This window comes from Pseudoduganella aquatica (genome assembly GCF_009857595.1).
GTDB classification, from domain to species: domain Bacteria; phylum Pseudomonadota; class Gammaproteobacteria; order Burkholderiales; family Burkholderiaceae_D; genus Rugamonas; species Rugamonas aquatica_A.
In genome coordinates this window covers 91566-106163 of the sequence record NZ_WWCU01000006.1, presented here as the reverse complement: position 1 = coordinate 106163, position 14598 = coordinate 91566, and the positions used below count along the sequence as shown (strand labels likewise).

At 67.7% G+C, this 14598-nt stretch carries 10 protein-coding genes; 4 read left to right on the top strand and 6 right to left on the bottom strand.

What is annotated here, in order from left to right; all coding sequences use genetic code 11:
* The first annotated feature begins 90 nt into the window (after positions 1-90).
* The 3 genes from GTP77_RS07975 to glcF are packed head-to-tail and all read left to right on the top strand — an operon-like array spanning position 91 to position 3935.
* Positions 91-1581: an FAD-linked oxidase C-terminal domain-containing protein gene (locus GTP77_RS07975; RefSeq protein ID WP_161071639.1), complete on the top strand. Its 1491-nt coding sequence runs from the start codon at positions 91-93 to the stop codon at positions 1579-1581.
* Between the two features lie 10 nt (positions 1582-1591).
* Positions 1592-2668 (top strand): glycolate oxidase subunit GlcE, encoded by a 1077-nt coding sequence (gene glcE / locus GTP77_RS07970; protein ID WP_161071638.1) that lies wholly within the window; start codon positions 1592-1594, stop codon positions 2666-2668.
* A gap of 4 nt (positions 2669-2672) precedes the next feature.
* The gene (gene glcF / locus GTP77_RS07965) at positions 2673-3935 is read left to right on the top strand and encodes a glycolate oxidase subunit GlcF (protein ID WP_161071637.1); all 1263 of its coding nucleotides are present in this window, start codon (positions 2673-2675) and stop codon (positions 3933-3935) included.
* A 54-nt stretch (positions 3936-3989) separates the two neighbouring features.
* Here glcF and GTP77_RS07960 read toward each other — a convergent pair whose 3' ends face one another.
* From GTP77_RS07960 to GTP77_RS07935, 6 genes are all read right to left on the bottom strand, one after another.
* Positions 3990-6503 (bottom strand): putative bifunctional diguanylate cyclase/phosphodiesterase, encoded by a 2514-nt coding sequence (locus tag GTP77_RS07960; RefSeq protein WP_161071636.1) that lies wholly within the window; start codon positions 6501-6503, stop codon positions 3990-3992.
* 108 nt (positions 6504-6611) lie between these two features.
* Positions 6612-7607 (bottom strand): HD domain-containing phosphohydrolase, encoded by a 996-nt coding sequence (locus GTP77_RS07955; protein WP_161071739.1) that lies wholly within the window; start codon positions 7605-7607, stop codon positions 6612-6614.
* Between the two features lie 17 nt (positions 7608-7624).
* Positions 7625-11074 (bottom strand): MHYT domain-containing protein, encoded by a 3450-nt coding sequence (locus tag GTP77_RS07950; RefSeq protein ID WP_161071635.1) that lies wholly within the window; start codon positions 11072-11074, stop codon positions 7625-7627.
* A 48-nt stretch (positions 11075-11122) separates the two neighbouring features.
* Positions 11123-11608: a glutathione peroxidase gene (locus GTP77_RS07945; protein ID WP_161071634.1), complete on the bottom strand. Its 486-nt coding sequence runs from the start codon at positions 11606-11608 to the stop codon at positions 11123-11125.
* 8 nt (positions 11609-11616) lie between these two features.
* The gene (locus GTP77_RS07940; RefSeq protein WP_161071633.1) at positions 11617-12753 is read right to left on the bottom strand and encodes a PilT/PilU family type 4a pilus ATPase; all 1137 of its coding nucleotides are present in this window, start codon (positions 12751-12753) and stop codon (positions 11617-11619) included.
* Positions 12754-12755: 2 nt separating this feature from the next.
* Complete coding sequence (locus tag GTP77_RS07935) at positions 12756-13799, bottom strand: type IV pilus twitching motility protein PilT (protein ID WP_161071632.1); 1044 nt, start codon at positions 13797-13799, stop codon at positions 12756-12758.
* A gap of 68 nt (positions 13800-13867) precedes the next feature.
* Here GTP77_RS07935 and GTP77_RS07930 point away from each other — a divergent pair, with 68 nt between their 5' ends.
* Positions 13868-14581 (top strand): YggS family pyridoxal phosphate-dependent enzyme, encoded by a 714-nt coding sequence (locus GTP77_RS07930; RefSeq protein WP_161071631.1) that lies wholly within the window; start codon positions 13868-13870, stop codon positions 14579-14581.
* The last annotated feature ends 17 nt before the right edge of the window (positions 14582-14598 follow it).

Here is a 14598-nt window from a genome sequence, read left to right as displayed (position 1 = left end):
CCCCTTAATTCTGGAATGACTGCGAGCATACGATAAATTCAGGCCGGGTGCCTTACAATCACTGCTTCATCGGCGATATGCTTTCCACCCATGACCATAGCCACCCCCAAGCCGGCCTTCACGGCCGAGCGCCAGCACAGCGTTGCGGCCGCCCTGCGCGCCGTGCTGCCGGCAGCCAGCATCCTGTCCGCGCTGGAAGACACCAAACCCTATGAATGCGACGGCCTGGCGGCCTATCGCCAGGCGCCCATGATCGTGGCGCTGCCGGCCAGCGAGCAGGAAGTGCTGGCCGTGCTCAAGGTGTGCCGCGACATGAACGTGCCCATCGTGCCGCGTGGCGCGGGCACCGGCCTGTCCGGCGGCGCCATGCCGATCGCCGACGGCCTGGTGCTGTCGACCGCGCGCATGAACCAGATCGTGCGCATGGACGCCTACTCGCGCACGGCGGTGGTGCAGCCCGGCGTGCGCAACCTGGCGATCTCGGAGGCGGCGGCGCAGCATGCGCTGTACTACGCGCCGGACCCCTCGTCCCAGATCGCGTGCACCATAGGCGGCAACGTGGCGGAGAATTCGGGCGGCGTGCACTGCCTGAAATACGGCCTGACGGTGCACAACGTGCTGCGCGTGCGCGTGGCCACCCTGGAGGGCGATGTGGTGGAGCTGGGCAGCGAGGCGCTGGATGCGCCGGGCCTGGATCTGCTGTCGGTCTTTATCGGCTCGGAGGGCATGCTGGGCATCGTCACCGAGGTGACGGTGAAGCTGGTGCCCAAGCCGGCCTGCGCGCGCGTGATCATGGCTTCGTTCGACGACGTGGTCACCGGCGGCAACGCGGTGGCCAAGGTGATCGCGGCCGGCATCATCCCGGCCGGGCTGGAGATGATGGACCGCACCTCCTCGCGCATGGTCGAGCCCTTCGTCAAGGCGGGCTACGACACCGACGCCGCCGCCATCCTGCTGTGCGAGGCGGACGGCACGCAGGAGGAAGTGGAGGAGGAGATCGCGCGCATGACTGCGGTGCTGGAAGCTGCCGGCGCGAGCGCCATCCAGGTTTCGCGCAGCGAGGCGGAGCGTCTCAAGTTCTGGTCCGGACGCAAGAACGCCTTCCCGGCGGCGGGCCGCATCTCGCCGGACTACTACTGCATGGACGGCACCATCCCGCGCAAGAACCTGGCGCAGGTGCTGATCGGCATCGAGCAGATGGAGGCCAAGTACGGCCTGCGCTGCGCCAATGTGTTCCACGCGGGCGACGGCAATCTGCATCCCTTGATCCTGTTCGACGCGAACCAGCCGGACGAGCTGCACCGCGCCGAGGCCTTTGGCGCGGAGATACTGGCGCTGTGCGTGGAAGTGGGCGGCACCATCACCGGCGAGCATGGTGTGGGCATAGAGAAGATCGATTCCATGTGCGTGCAGTTCAAGCCCGCCGAGCTGGAGGCCTTCTTCAGCGTGAAGCGTGCCTTCGATCCGGCCATGCTGCTCAATCCGAACAAGGCCATTCCCACATTGAACCGCTGCGCGGAGTTCGGCAAAATGCGCGTGACGGCGGGTGTGCTGCCGCACGCGGGCCTGCCGCGTTTTTAACGGAGTTATCTTGCAAGCGATCGTAGAACAATTCCGCAACCAGGTGCTGGCGGCCGTTGAAGCGGCCACGCCTTTGCGCGTGCGCGGCGGCGGCACGAAGGACTGGTATGGCAACGCAGCCACTGCTGCCTCCGCTGGGGCCGTGCTCGATACGCGCGCCTACACCGGCGTGGTGGATTATGAACCGACCGAACTGGTGATCACGGTGCGCTGCGGTACGCCGCTGGCTGAAGTCGAGGCGCTGCTGGCCGCCAACGCGCAGATGCTGGCGTTCGAGCCGCCGCGCTACGGCGAGGCGTCCACCATGGGCGGCGTAGTGGCCAGCGGCCTGGCCGGTCCGCGCCGCGCCAGCGCCGGCGGCGTGCGCGACTTCGTGCTGGGCGCGAAGCTCATGGACGGCAAGGGCGAGGTGCTCAGCTTCGGCGGGCAGGTGATGAAGAACGTGGCGGGCTATGACGTGTCGCGCCTGCTGGCGGGCTCGATGGGGACGCTGGGGCTGATACTCGAGGTGTCGCTCAAGGTGCTGCCGCTGCCGGTGTGCGAGGCCACGCTGCGCTTCGGCATGAGCGAGATCGAGGCGCTGCGGCGCTTGAATGAATGGGCGGGCCAGCCTTTGCCGGTGTCGGCCAGCTGCTGGCACCAGGACGTGCTGACGCTGCGCCTGTCCGGTGCGGAGGCTGCGGTGCGCGCGGCGCTGCTGCGCATGGGCGGCGGCCGCGTGGACGATGCGGAGGCGGCGCTGTTCTGGAACGGCTTGCGCGATCAGACGCATAGCTATTTCGAGGGCGGCGCGCTGTGGCGGCTCTCGGTGCCGCCTGCGGCCAGCGCCATCATCCTTAAGGGCGAGCAGCTGATCGAGTGGGGCGGTGCGCAGCGCTGGCTGAAGGTCGACCCTGCCGCCAGCGCGGACGCGGCGCAGGACATCCGCCGCAGCGTGGCTGCGGCCGGCGGCCACGCCACGCTGTTCCGTGCAGACGACAAGCGCCCCGGCGCTTTCCATCCGATGGCGCCGGCCGTGGCTACGATCAACCAGCGCCTCAAGCAGGCCTTCGACCCGGCCGGGATATTCAACCCGGGCCGCATGTAAAACTATGCAAACCAATCTGGCAGACTTCATCAAGAACACGCGCGACGGCGACGAGGCGGAGGCCATCCTGCGCGCCTGCGTGCATTGCGGCTTCTGCACCGCCACGTGCCCCACCTACCAGTTGCTGGGCGATGAACTGGATGGCCCGCGCGGCCGCATATACCTGATCAAGCAGGTGCTCGAAGGCGCACCCGTGACGCAGAAGACGCAGCTGCACCTGGACCGCTGCCTTACCTGCCGCAACTGCGAGAGCACCTGTCCGTCCGGCGTGCAGTACGGCCGCCTGGCCGACATCGGCCGCAAGGTGGTGGAGCAGCGTGTGCAGCGTCCGCTGGCCGAGCGCGTGAAGCGCTATGTGCTGAAGGAGGCTTTGCCGCGCCGCTGGCTGTTCACGCCTGCGCTGGCGATGGGGCGCATGGTCCGGCCTTTGCTGTCGCCGGCCTTGCAGGACAAGCTGCCGCCCGCAGCGGCGGCCGGCAGGCGGCCCTCGCGCACCCATGCGCGCCGCATGCTGATGCTGGAGGGCTGCGTGCAGCCGGGCATGGCGCCGAATATCAACGCGGCCACGGCGCGCGTGCTCGATGCGCTGGGCGTGCAGCTGATCGCGGCGCCCAAGGCGGGCTGCTGCGGCGCGCTGCGCTACCATCTGAACGACCAGGATGGCGGGCTGGATGATATGCGGCGCAATGTGGATGCGTGGTGGCCCTACGTGTCGGGCGAGGCTGGCGCGGCGCCGGTGGAGGCCATCGTGATGACGGCGTCCGGCTGCGGCGTCACCGTCAAGGAGTATGGCCATTTGCTGGCGCATGACGCGGCTTATGCTGAGAAGGCGCAGCGCATTTCGGAGCTGACCAGGGATTTGAGCGAGGTGATGCCGGCCTTTGAGGCGGAGCTGGCGCAGCGCATGGGCGGACGCATCGCGGAGCGCGTGGCCTTCCATCCGCCGTGCACTTTGCAGCATGGGCAGCAGATACGCGGCAAGGTGGAGGGCGTGCTGCGCGCGGTCGGCGTGGATGTGGTGCTGTGCGCGGACAGCCATTTGTGCTGCGGTTCGGCGGGCACGTATTCGATGCTGCAGCCGGAGCTGTCCAAGCAGCTGCGGGACCGCAAGGTGGAGAATCTGGAGGCGACCGGGGCGCGGAAGATCGTGTCGGCCAATATCGGCTGCCTGACGCATCTGCAGTCGGGCACCGAGACGCCGGTGCAGCATTGGATTGAGCTGATCGATCAGGCGCTGGCGGATGGCGGGTTACGCGCTACGCGCTAACCCGCCCTACAATCACCGTAGGGCGGGTTAGCGGGGTACCCGCGTAACCCGCCGTTACGGGACCGCGGGCAGTGCGGTGCTGGGGATGCTGGGGGCGCCGTTCATGCCGTCGATGGGCAGCAGCGCGGCGCGCTGCCAGGCGGGCGTGGAGGCGAAATTGGCGGTCCAGTCCAGCACGTCGTCCGCCGGCATGGGGCGCGCGATGCCGTAGCCTTGCGCCAGTTCGCAGCCCAGCCGCATCAGCTGGGCGCCGTGCTCCACGGTCTCCACGCCTTCGGCGATCACGCTGCGGTTGAAAGCCCGCGCCAGGCCGATCACGGCCGACACCAGGTGCAGGTCGTCACGGTCCACCAGCATATTGCGCACAAAGCTCTGGTCTATCTTCAGCACTTCGGCCGGCAGGCGCTTCAGGTAGGACATGGATGAATAGCCGGTGCCGAAGTCGTCCAGCGCGAAGCGGATGCCGAGCGCCTGGCATTCCAGCATGATGGCGCGCACGTGGCCGATGTCCGCCAGCGCGGATGATTCCAGTATCTCCAGCTCCAGCATGCGCGGCGGCACGGTGGGGAATTCGGCCAGGATGGCGGTCAGGCGCGGCACGAAGTCGGTGCGCTGGAAGTGGCGCGCGGCGATGTTCACGCTGACCACCCAGCCTGGATGGCTGGCGCGCCAGATCTCCAGCTGGCGCAGCGCGTGGCGCAGCACCATGTCGCCGATCTCCACGATCAGATCGGTGTGCTCCACCACCGGCAGGAATTCCATCGGCCCGACGATGCCGCGCAGAGGATGGCGCCAGCGCAGCAGCGCTTCCATCCCGATGATGCGCCCGGCGCGCATGTCCAGCTTGGGCTGGTAGAACAGGCACAGTTCCCCGGCGCGCAGGGCGGCGCGCACTTCGGTGCGGCGGTTGTGGTGGGTGCGCACTTCCTCGTCCAGATGCGCGTCGAAGTAGTGCACCTTGTTGCGGCCGGTGAGCTTGGCCTGGTACAGCGCCTGGTCGGCCTGGCGCAGCAGGCTGTCGGCGCTGATATCGCCGCCGGTGTAGAGCGCCACGCCGGCGCTGGCAGGCACCGACAGCGTTTGCGTCTCGCAATGGTAGGGCCTGGCCAGCAGCGCCATCAGCTGCGCCAGCGCGTGCTCGACGGCGCCCTGGCCGGGCTGGTCCGGCAGCAGCAACACGAATTCGTCGCCGCCCAGGCGCGCCGCGTAGTGGCGCGGGCCTGCAAAGCTGTGCAGGCGGCCTGCGGCCTGCTTGAGGATCTCGTCGCCCAGCGCATGCCCGCCGCGCTCGTTCACTTGCTGGAAGTGGTCCAGGTCCAGCATGCACACGGCCAGCGTGGCGCCGCCGGCCTGCTCGCGCGCCAGTTCCAGCTCGTGCTCGAAGCGCGCCGCCAGGGCGCTGCGGTTGGGCAGGCCGGTCAGCAGATCGTGCTGGCTTTGCCAGGACATCTGCTGGATCAGCTGCTTTTTCTCGCTCACGTCGCGGAACACCAGCACGGCGCCTTGCACCGCGCCTGCTTCGCCGTGGCCGTTGCGGCGGATGGGCGCCACCGTGTATTCGATGACGAAGCTGGCGCCGGAGGGCTGGCGCAGGGTCTGGTTCTTGGCGCGTACCGCCGCGCCGCCGGCGCAGATGCTGTGCATGGTGCGCTTGAGCGCCTGGTGGCCGAAGTTGTTGGCCAGCGTGAACACCGCCTGCAATTGCTTGCCGCAGGCCTGTTCCTCGCTGTAGCCGGTGAGCTGCTGCGCCGCTTCGTTCATGCTGCCGATGCGGCCATCGAGTCCGGTGGTGATGACGGCGTCGCCGATGGAGGCCAGCGTGACTTCAATGCGCTCCTTCTGGTCCTGCAGCGAATGCACCAGCGCCTGCACCTGGCTGGCCATGCTGTTGAAGGTGGTGGCCATGGCGCGCGCTTCGAGCGAGCCGGCAACCGGCATGCGCACACCCAGTTCGCCGTTCTGGAACCGGCTGGTGGCGTTCTCCAGGCGCAGCTGCATGCGGCGGTTCAGGTAGACCAGCAGCCCAAGCAGCACGAAGATGGTGACCACGTTCAGCGCCGAGATAATGGCCTGCTGGCGCAGCGCGCGCCACACGCGGTTGAGTGGCTGGGTGGGACGGAACCACAGCGACAGGGTGCCGGTGGCGGCATGGGGCGCCGCGTTGGCGCCCGGGGTGGATTCACTCCCGCTGCGCAGCGGGACGCGCAGGTTCAGATACAGCGGTTCGATGGCGATGGCCGGTCCCAGCCAGGCAGGATGGGCGATGCCGGGCAGGTCCGGGTCGCTTGCGGCGCGGGCTTGCCCGCCTGCGTGCTCCCAGCGCACCAGTGCCAGGTCGGGATTCTGCGCTGCTGCGCCGGCCAGCAGGGCGGAGATGGCGTTCTCGTTCTGTTCGCGTTGCAGCGGCCTGAGAGCCGCGGCCAGGTATTGGCCAAGCTGCTGCGCTTCCACTTCATAGCGCTGGCGCGCGGCGGCTGATTCGGATTCGGTCAGCAGCGTATAGCGCACGCTGATGATGATGGTGACTAGCAAAAAGATAGGGACGAACAGCCTCGCGTAGATTCCCATGCGCATCCACAATGACAGCAATTTCCCCAGCAGTGGCATGGTTTCCGTCCAGCTCTAAATCGTTCCTATTCCCATTATTACGTAAAAGTAAATAAAGCACATCCCTTTTTAACGTTCCGCCCATTTTTCCATGATCTCGGCGACGGCCGGCAGCTGGGTCAGGAACAGGTCCACCAGCCGGGGCTCGAAATGCAGGCCGCGCTGTGCGCGCAGATGGTCGCAGGCCTGCTCCACGGTCCATGCCTGCTTGTAGGGACGCACCGAGGTGAGCGCGTCGAACACGTCGGCCACCGCCACGATGCGGGCGGCCAGCGGGATCGCCTCGCCGGCCAGGCCGTTGGGGTAGCCGCTGCCGTCCCATTTTTCGTGGTGGTTCTGCGCCACCTGGCAGGCCACGGCCAGCATGCCGGTGGCGTGGCGGCCGATAATGTCCGCGCCGATGGTGGGGTGGGTCTGCATGACGCGCCACTCGTCCTCGTCCAGCTTGGCGGGCTTTTGCAGGATGCGGTCCGGAATGCCGATCTTGCCGATGTCGTGCATGGGGGCGGCGTTGAACAGGTCGTCCACGTCGTCCTCGTCCATGCCGGCCGCGATGCCGAGCAGGCGCGCGTAGTGGCTCATGCGGATCACGTGCAGGCCGGTTTCGTTGTCCTTGTATTCGGCGGCCAGGCCGAGGCGCTGCACGATCTCCAGGCGGCTTGCTTTCAGTTCATCCAGGCGCACCAGCGACAGGTGCAGGCGCACGCGCGCTTTCACCACGGCCGGGCTGACCGGCTTGGTGATGTAGTCCACCGCGCCGGCGTCGAAGCCGTCCACCTCGTCGGTGCTGTCGGTGAGGGCGGTGACGAAGATGACGGGAATGCCGGCCGTGGCCGGGTCGGCCTTCAGGCGGCGGCACACTTCGTAGCCCGTCATGTCCGGCATCATCACGTCCAGCAGGATCAGGTCGGGTTGCTCCTTGGCGGCCAGCTCCAGCGCGCGCGGGCCGTCCTTGGCGAACAGCAGGCTGTAGCGGTCCTGCAGGATCTGGCGCAGCAGCTGGAGGTTGGTGGATTCGTCGTCTACGGCGAGGATGACGGGCAGGCGCTTGGGGGCGCTGTGCATTTGTGCAGGTGCGAGGGTCATGTTGTGCTCCCGGCCGCCGCGGGCAGGACGGACGCCAGCAGCGCCTCCAGCCGCGCGTGGGCCGCGCTGAAATCAAAATCGTCAATGGCTTGCTGCAGTTCGTGCAGGCGCTGCGGCGCAACGTGCGAGGCCAGGGCCTGCGCCAGCTGCGCCATCGTGGCTTCATCGAAGGCGCCGCTGTCGATGGAGCGCTGCAAGGTGGCGCCCAGGGTGCGCACCAGCTGTTCGTCCAGGGCTGCGGGCGCGCCGCTGGCCGGGCGCGATGCGGCATCGGCAGTGACGGGGGCAGGGGTGGGCAGCAGGGCGGACGGGGGCGCGTCGGCCAGCAGCTCGCCGATGGCGGTGATGGCTTCGGCCAGGCGCTGCTCCACCGCCGCCAGCATGCCGGACACGGCGTCTGCCGGGGTGTCCGTGTCGCGCAGTGCGCGTTCAAGCTGGTCCAGCGCGGCGGCCAGCTGTTCCAGGCCGAGGTTGCCGGCCGCGCCTTTCAGCTGGTGGGCCAGGCCGGCCGCGTCGGCGGCCGCAGCCGCATCGTCGCCATGGCCGGTGCCCACGCCGGTCAGGCTGCGCAAGTCGCCGCTGGCCTGCGCGCGTTCGGCGGCGAAGTTGCGCAGCGAGCGGTGGTAGGCGCGCTCCTCGCCGGCCCAGCGGTGCAGCGCATGCGCGTGGTTGAGCACCTGCAGCGACTGCTCCGCGTCCGGCGCGGCCTCCTCGGCGATGTCTATGCCCAGCACCATGGCCAGTTCGCGGCCCAGCACGTGCATGTCCACCGGCTTGGGCGCAAAGCCGTCCATGCCGGCCGCGCTGGTGGCCTCGCGGTCCTTCTCCAGCACGCTGGCCGTCATGGCGATAATGGGCACGCGGCCACGGCCCTGCTGCGCCTCCTGCGCGCGGATGCGGCGCGTGGCTTCCAGGCCGTCCACGTCCGGCATCTGCACGTCCATCAGGATCACGTCGAAGCGGCCTTCGGCGGCCAGCTGCACGGCAATGGCGCCGTCGCTGGCGCCGGTGACGCTGTGGCCCTGCTTGCCCAGCAACAGGGTCAGCAGCTCCAGATTCTGCGGCACGTCGTCGGCCGCCAGGATGTTCAGCGGCGGCAGCTTGATGCACGGCGCCTGGCGCTGCAGCGCCGGCAGGTTTACGGCCGGCGTGAGCGGCAGCACCACGTGGAAGGCGCTGCCATGGCCCTCGGTGCTGGTGGCCCAGATCTGGCCGCCCATCAGCTCGGCGAGCTGCTTGCAGATGGTGGTGCCCAGGCCGGTGCCGCCGTAGCGCCGGTTCATCGACGCGTCGGCCTGGGTGAAGGGCTCGAAGATGGCGGCCAGGCGGCTGGCGGGAATGCCGATGCCGGTATCGCTAACAATGAAGTGCACGCAGTCGCCGTCCGGGCCGTTCTCGCGCGCCACCGCCAGCGTGACGTTGCCGCGGTCGGTGAACTTGATGGCGTTGCCCAGCAAATTGCTGAGCACCTGGCGCACGCGCAGCTCGTCGCCGTGCAGGCAGTGCGGCATGGCCGGGTCGTAGGCGATGGACAGCTTGAGGCCTTTCGCGCTGGCGTTGCTGCCCATGGTGGAGGACAGCTCGTCGATCAGGGCCAGCAGGTTGTAGTCGGCCAGCTCCAGCTCCACCGCGCCCTTGTCCAGCTTGGCCGTGTCGAGGATTTCATTGAGCAGGCGCAGCAGCGAGCGCGCCGAATTGCGCACCGTGTTCAGGTGGCGGCGCTGGTCGTTGGCCAGATCGCCCTGCAGCAGCACGTCGGTGAAGCCGAGGATGGAATTCATCGGCGTGCGGATTTCATGGCTCATATTGGCCAGGAAGGCGGCGCGCGCGGCGGCGGCCTGCTCGGCGCGCTCCTTGGCTGCGCGCAGCTCCTCCTCCATGGTGCGGCGGCCGCTGATGTCGAGGATCACCCCGTCCAGCCACTGCACCTTGCCCTGCTCGGTGAAGATGGCGCTGCCGTTCTCCCACATCCAGCGCGTGCTGCCGTCCTTGTGCAGCAGGCGGTATTCGAGCACGAAGGGCTCGCCTTTTTCCACCGCCGCGTCCAGGCCGCGCGCCACCTGCTCGTGGTCGTCGGGGTGGATCAGGTCGCCGAAGCTGCGCTTGGGCGGCGAGCCGAGGAAGTCGGCGGCCGGGTAGCCGGTCAGGTTCTCCACCGCCGCGCTGACGAAGACCATGGGCCAGCCCGGCGCCATCAGGCTGCGGTAGGAAATGCCGGGGATGTTGCCGATCAGGGAGCGGAACTGCTGCTCGCTGGCGCGCAGCTGCTGCTCCATGGCCTTGCGCTCGCTGATGTCGGTGACGAAGCACACGTATAAATCCTTGTCGGCCAGGCGCGCATGGCCGTAGGCATTGCGCAGCGGGACATGGCTGCCGTTCTTGTGCAGGCCCAGCACGTCCTGGCTCTCGCCGATCACGCCCTCCCTGCCGTCGTTCAGGTGGCTGAGCAGGCCGTCGCGCTGCGAGCGCTCCAGGTCGGCCATCAGCAGGCGGATGTTGCGGCCCACGATATCGTTGCGGCGCCAGCCGAAGATGCGTTCGGCCGCCGCGTTGAATTCGCGGATGGTGCCGTCCGACTCCATGGTGATCACGCCGTCCACGGCGGTGGCCAGCAGCGCGCGCATCCACGACTCGCTCTGGCTCAGCTGGAAGAACAGGGCGCGGTAGCGCAGCAGGCCGTTGGCCGACATCACCAGCAAGGTGAGGGACACGGTGATGAGCGTGATGGCCAGCGCCAGGAACATGGAGTCGCTCACGCCGCCGGCCGTGCCGGGCGGCACCGTGCCGACGAAGCGCGCCGCCGCCATGCCGGTGTAGTGCATGCCGGCGATGGCGCAGCCCATGATGACGCCGGCGATGGCCAGGCGCGCGGCGCTGCTCAGGCGGTCGCGCAGCGCGCTCAGGCCGAAGCGCACCCACAGCGCCAGCGTGGCCAGCGCCACTGCCACCACGATGGACAGCGCGAACATGGCCGGGTCGTAGCGCAGCTCCAGGGCGCTGCGCATGGCCGCCATGCCGGCATAGTGCATGGTGCCGATGCCGGCGCCCACCAGCACGCCGCCGGCCAGCAGCTGCCAGCGGCCGATGCGCTGGCGGCTGATCAGCGACAGCGCCACCAGCGACGCCGCCACGCTGGGCAGCATGGACCAGATGGTGATGGAGCGGTCGTAATCGACGCTGGTGCACAGGTCGAAGGCCAGCATGCCGATGAAGTGCATGGCCCACACGCCGCTGCCCAGCGCCAGGCTGCCGGTCAGCAGCGCGGCGCGGCGCAGGCGCGCGCTGGTGGCGTTGCCGGCCTGGCCGGCCATCTGCAAGCCCATCCAGGACGAGAAGGAGGCCACCAGCACGGACAGCGCCACCAGCCAGGGATCGTACTTCCCGTAGGTGAGCATCGAAGGATCGGCGGGCGGCGAGAACAGCTGCGCCAGGTAATCTATAACCATAATGTGCGGACGGGGGATGGCCCCGCCGGGGTAATGCCGGTGCGGGACTTATTCGGCCAGCAGGCGCGCGATATCGTCCGCCAGTTCTTCCGGCTTGGTGGTGGGGGCGTAGCGTTTGTAAACCGTGCCGTCTTTGCGGATCAGGAACTTGGTGAAGTTCCACTTGATGCCTTCGGTGCCCAGCAGGCCGGGCGACTCCTTCTTCAGGTGCTGGTACAGCGGATGCGCGCCGCTGCCGTTCACGTCCACCTTGGCGAACATGGGGAAGCTCACGCCGTAGTTCTTTTCGCAGAAGGCGCCGATCTCGTCGGCCGAACCCGGCTCCTGCGCGCCGAACTGGTTGCAGGGGAAGCCCAGCACCACGGCGCCCTGGTCCTTGAACTGCTGGTACACCGCCTCCAGGCCCTGGTACTGCGGCGTGAAGCCGCACTTGCTGGCGGTGTTCACGATCAGCAGCACCTTGCCGCGGTACTGCGCCAGGTCGGCCGGCGCGCCGGACAGGGTGTCGGCGCTGAAGTCGAAGACTGTGCTCATGTGCTTCCTTAAATAATGTTCAGGTGTTCGGTGCCGGCCGACAGGTCGCGCGTCTTGGCGGCCTTGCCTTCCAGCTTGATGGCCAGCCGCAGGTCGTTGACGGAATCGGCGTTGCGCAGCGCGTCCTCATAGCTGATGGCGTCGGCCTCGTAGAGGTCGAACAGCGACTGGTCGAAGGTCTGCATGCCCAGCTCGCGGGACTTTTTCATCAGCTCCTTGATCTCGTGCACCTGGCCCTTGAAGATCAGGTCCGAGATCAGCGGCGAATTGAGCAGGATCTCGATGGCCACGGCGCGGCCCTTGGTCTCCTTGCGCGGCACCAGGCGCTGCGAAATCATGCCCTTCAGGTTGAGCGACAAGTCCATCAGCAGCTGCTGGCGGCGCTCCTCGGGGAAGAAGTTGATGATGCGGTCCAGCGCCTGGTTGGCGCTGTTGGCGTGCAAGGTGGCCAGGCACAGGTGGCCGGTCTCGGCGAAGGCGATGGCGTGGTCCATGGTCTGGCGGTCGCGGATCTCGCCGATCTGGATCACGTCCGGCGCCTGGCGCAGCGTGTTCTTCAGCGCCACTTCCCAGTCGTCGGTATCGACGCCCACTTCGCGCTGGGTGATCACGCAGTTGCGGTGCGGGTGCACGAACTCCACCGGGTCCTCGATGGTGATGATGTGGCCGTAGCTGTTCTCGTTGCGGTAGCCCACCATGGCCGCCAGCGTGGTGGACTTGCCCGAGCCGGTGGCGCCCACCATGATGACCAGGCCGCGCTTGGACATCACCACGTCCTTGAGCACTTCGGGCAGGCCCAGGTCCTCCAGCTTGGGGATGGCCGAATTAATCGTGCGCAGCACCATGCCGACCGCGCTCATCTGCACGAAGGCGGACACGCGGAAGCGGCCCAGGTCGCCGGGGCTGATGGCGAAGTTGGCCTCCTTGGTCAGCTCGAAGCCGGCGGTCTGCTTGTCGTTCATGATGGAACGGGCCAGATCCGACGTGTGGGCCGCCGTCAGCGGCTGGGCCGACACCGGCGTCATCTTGCCGTCTATCTTCATGGCCGGCGGGAAGCCGGCCGTAATGAACAAGTCCGAACCGTTCTTGCTGACCATCAGGCGCAAGAGGTCGAACATGAATTTGGATGCCTGGTCGCGTTCCATGTTTAGCCCGGGAAGTTGTCGGGGATCTTGGCGGCGTTGCGGGCGGCGGCCGAGGAGATCACGTTGCGGCGCACCAGCTCGGTCAGGTTCTGGTCCAGCGTCTGCATGCCGACATTGCTGCCGGTCTGGATGGCCGAGTACATCTGCGCGATCTTGGCTTCGCGTATCAGGTTGCGGATGGCCGGCGTGCCGACCATGATCTCGTGCGCGGCCACGCGGCCGGAGCCGTCCTTGGTCTTGAGCAGGGTCTGCGAGATGACCGCCTGCAGCGATTCGGACAGCATGGCCCGCACCATCTCTTTTTCCTCGGCCGGGAACACGTCCACGATACGGTCGATGGTCTTGGCGGCGGAGGAGGTGTGCAGGGTGCCGAACACCAGGTGGCCGGTCTCGGCCGCCGACAGCGCCAGGCGGATGGTTTCCAGGTCGCGCAGCTCGCCGACCAGGATGGCGTCCGGGTCTTCCCGCAGCGCCGAGCGCAGCGCGTTGTTGAACGACAGCGTGTGCGGCCCCACTTCGCGCTGGTTGATCAGGCATTTCTTGGAGTCGTGCACGAACTCGATCGGGTCCTCGATGGTGAGGATGTGGCCGTATTCGTTTTCGTTGAGGTGGTTGACCATGGCCGCCAGCGTGGTGGACTTGCCCGAGCCGGTCGGCCCCGTCACCAGCACCAGGCCGCGCGGCTTGAGCGCGAATTCGGCGAAGATCTTGGGCGCGTTCAGCTCCTCCAGCGTGAGGATCTTGGACGGAATGGTGCGCAGCACGGCGGCCGCGCCGCGCTCCTGGTTGTAGGCGTTGACGCGGAAGCGCGCCAGGCCCGGAATGGCGAAGGAGAAGTCGCACTCCAGCATTTCCTCGTAGGCCTTGCGCTGGCCGTCATTCATGATGTCATAGATCATGCCGTGCACGTCCTTGTGCTCGAGCGGCGGCAGATTGATGCGGCGCACGTCGCCGTGCACGCGGATCATGGGCGGCAGGCCGGCGGACAGGTGCAAATCGGAGGCTTTGTTCTTGACGGAGAATGCGAGTAATTCGGAGATGTCCATTTATAATCCCAGTGCTGCGTTTCGGGGGGAGGCCTGCGGAACCGGCCCAACCAGCCCGCTCAATGATTATGTCCAGAATAGCCCAGAACTTGCAAGCAGTGATCAGTACAATTGTTGCCTCCGAGCACGAAGCCGGCCGCGCGCCGCAATCGGTGCGCTTGCTGGCCGTTTCGAAGACGTTCGGCGCAGATGCGGTGCAGGAGGCGGTGGCGGCGGGGCAGCGCGCCTTCGGCGAAAACTATGTGCAGGAGGGCGTGGACAAGATCCGCGCCCTGGCTGCGGCCACGCCCGTGCCGGACCCGGCGCTGGAATGGCATTTCATCGGCCCCATCCAGAGCAACAAGACGCGGCCCATCGCCGAGCATTTCGACTGGGTGCACACGGTGGAGCGCGAGAAGATCGCACTGCGCCTGAGCGAGCAGCGGCCGGCCGGGCTGGCGCCGCTGAATATCTGCCTGCAAGTGAATATCAGCGGGGAGGCCAGCAAGAGCGGGGCGGCGCCTGAGGACGTGGCGGCGCTGGCGCAGGCCGTGGCCGGGCTGCCGAATCTGCGCCTGCGCGGCCTGATGGCCATCCCGGAGCCGGAGGAGGATGTAGCCAAGCAGCGCGCGGCGTTCCGCCGCGTGCGCGCACTGTACGAGGCGCTGCGCGCGCAGGGCTTTGCGCTCGATACGCTGTCCATGGGCATGTCCGGCGACATGCGGGCGGCGGTGCTGGAAGGCGCCACCATCGTGCGCGTGGGCAGCGCCATTTTCGGCGCGCGCAGCTACGCCGCGCAATGACACGCGGCGACACAACC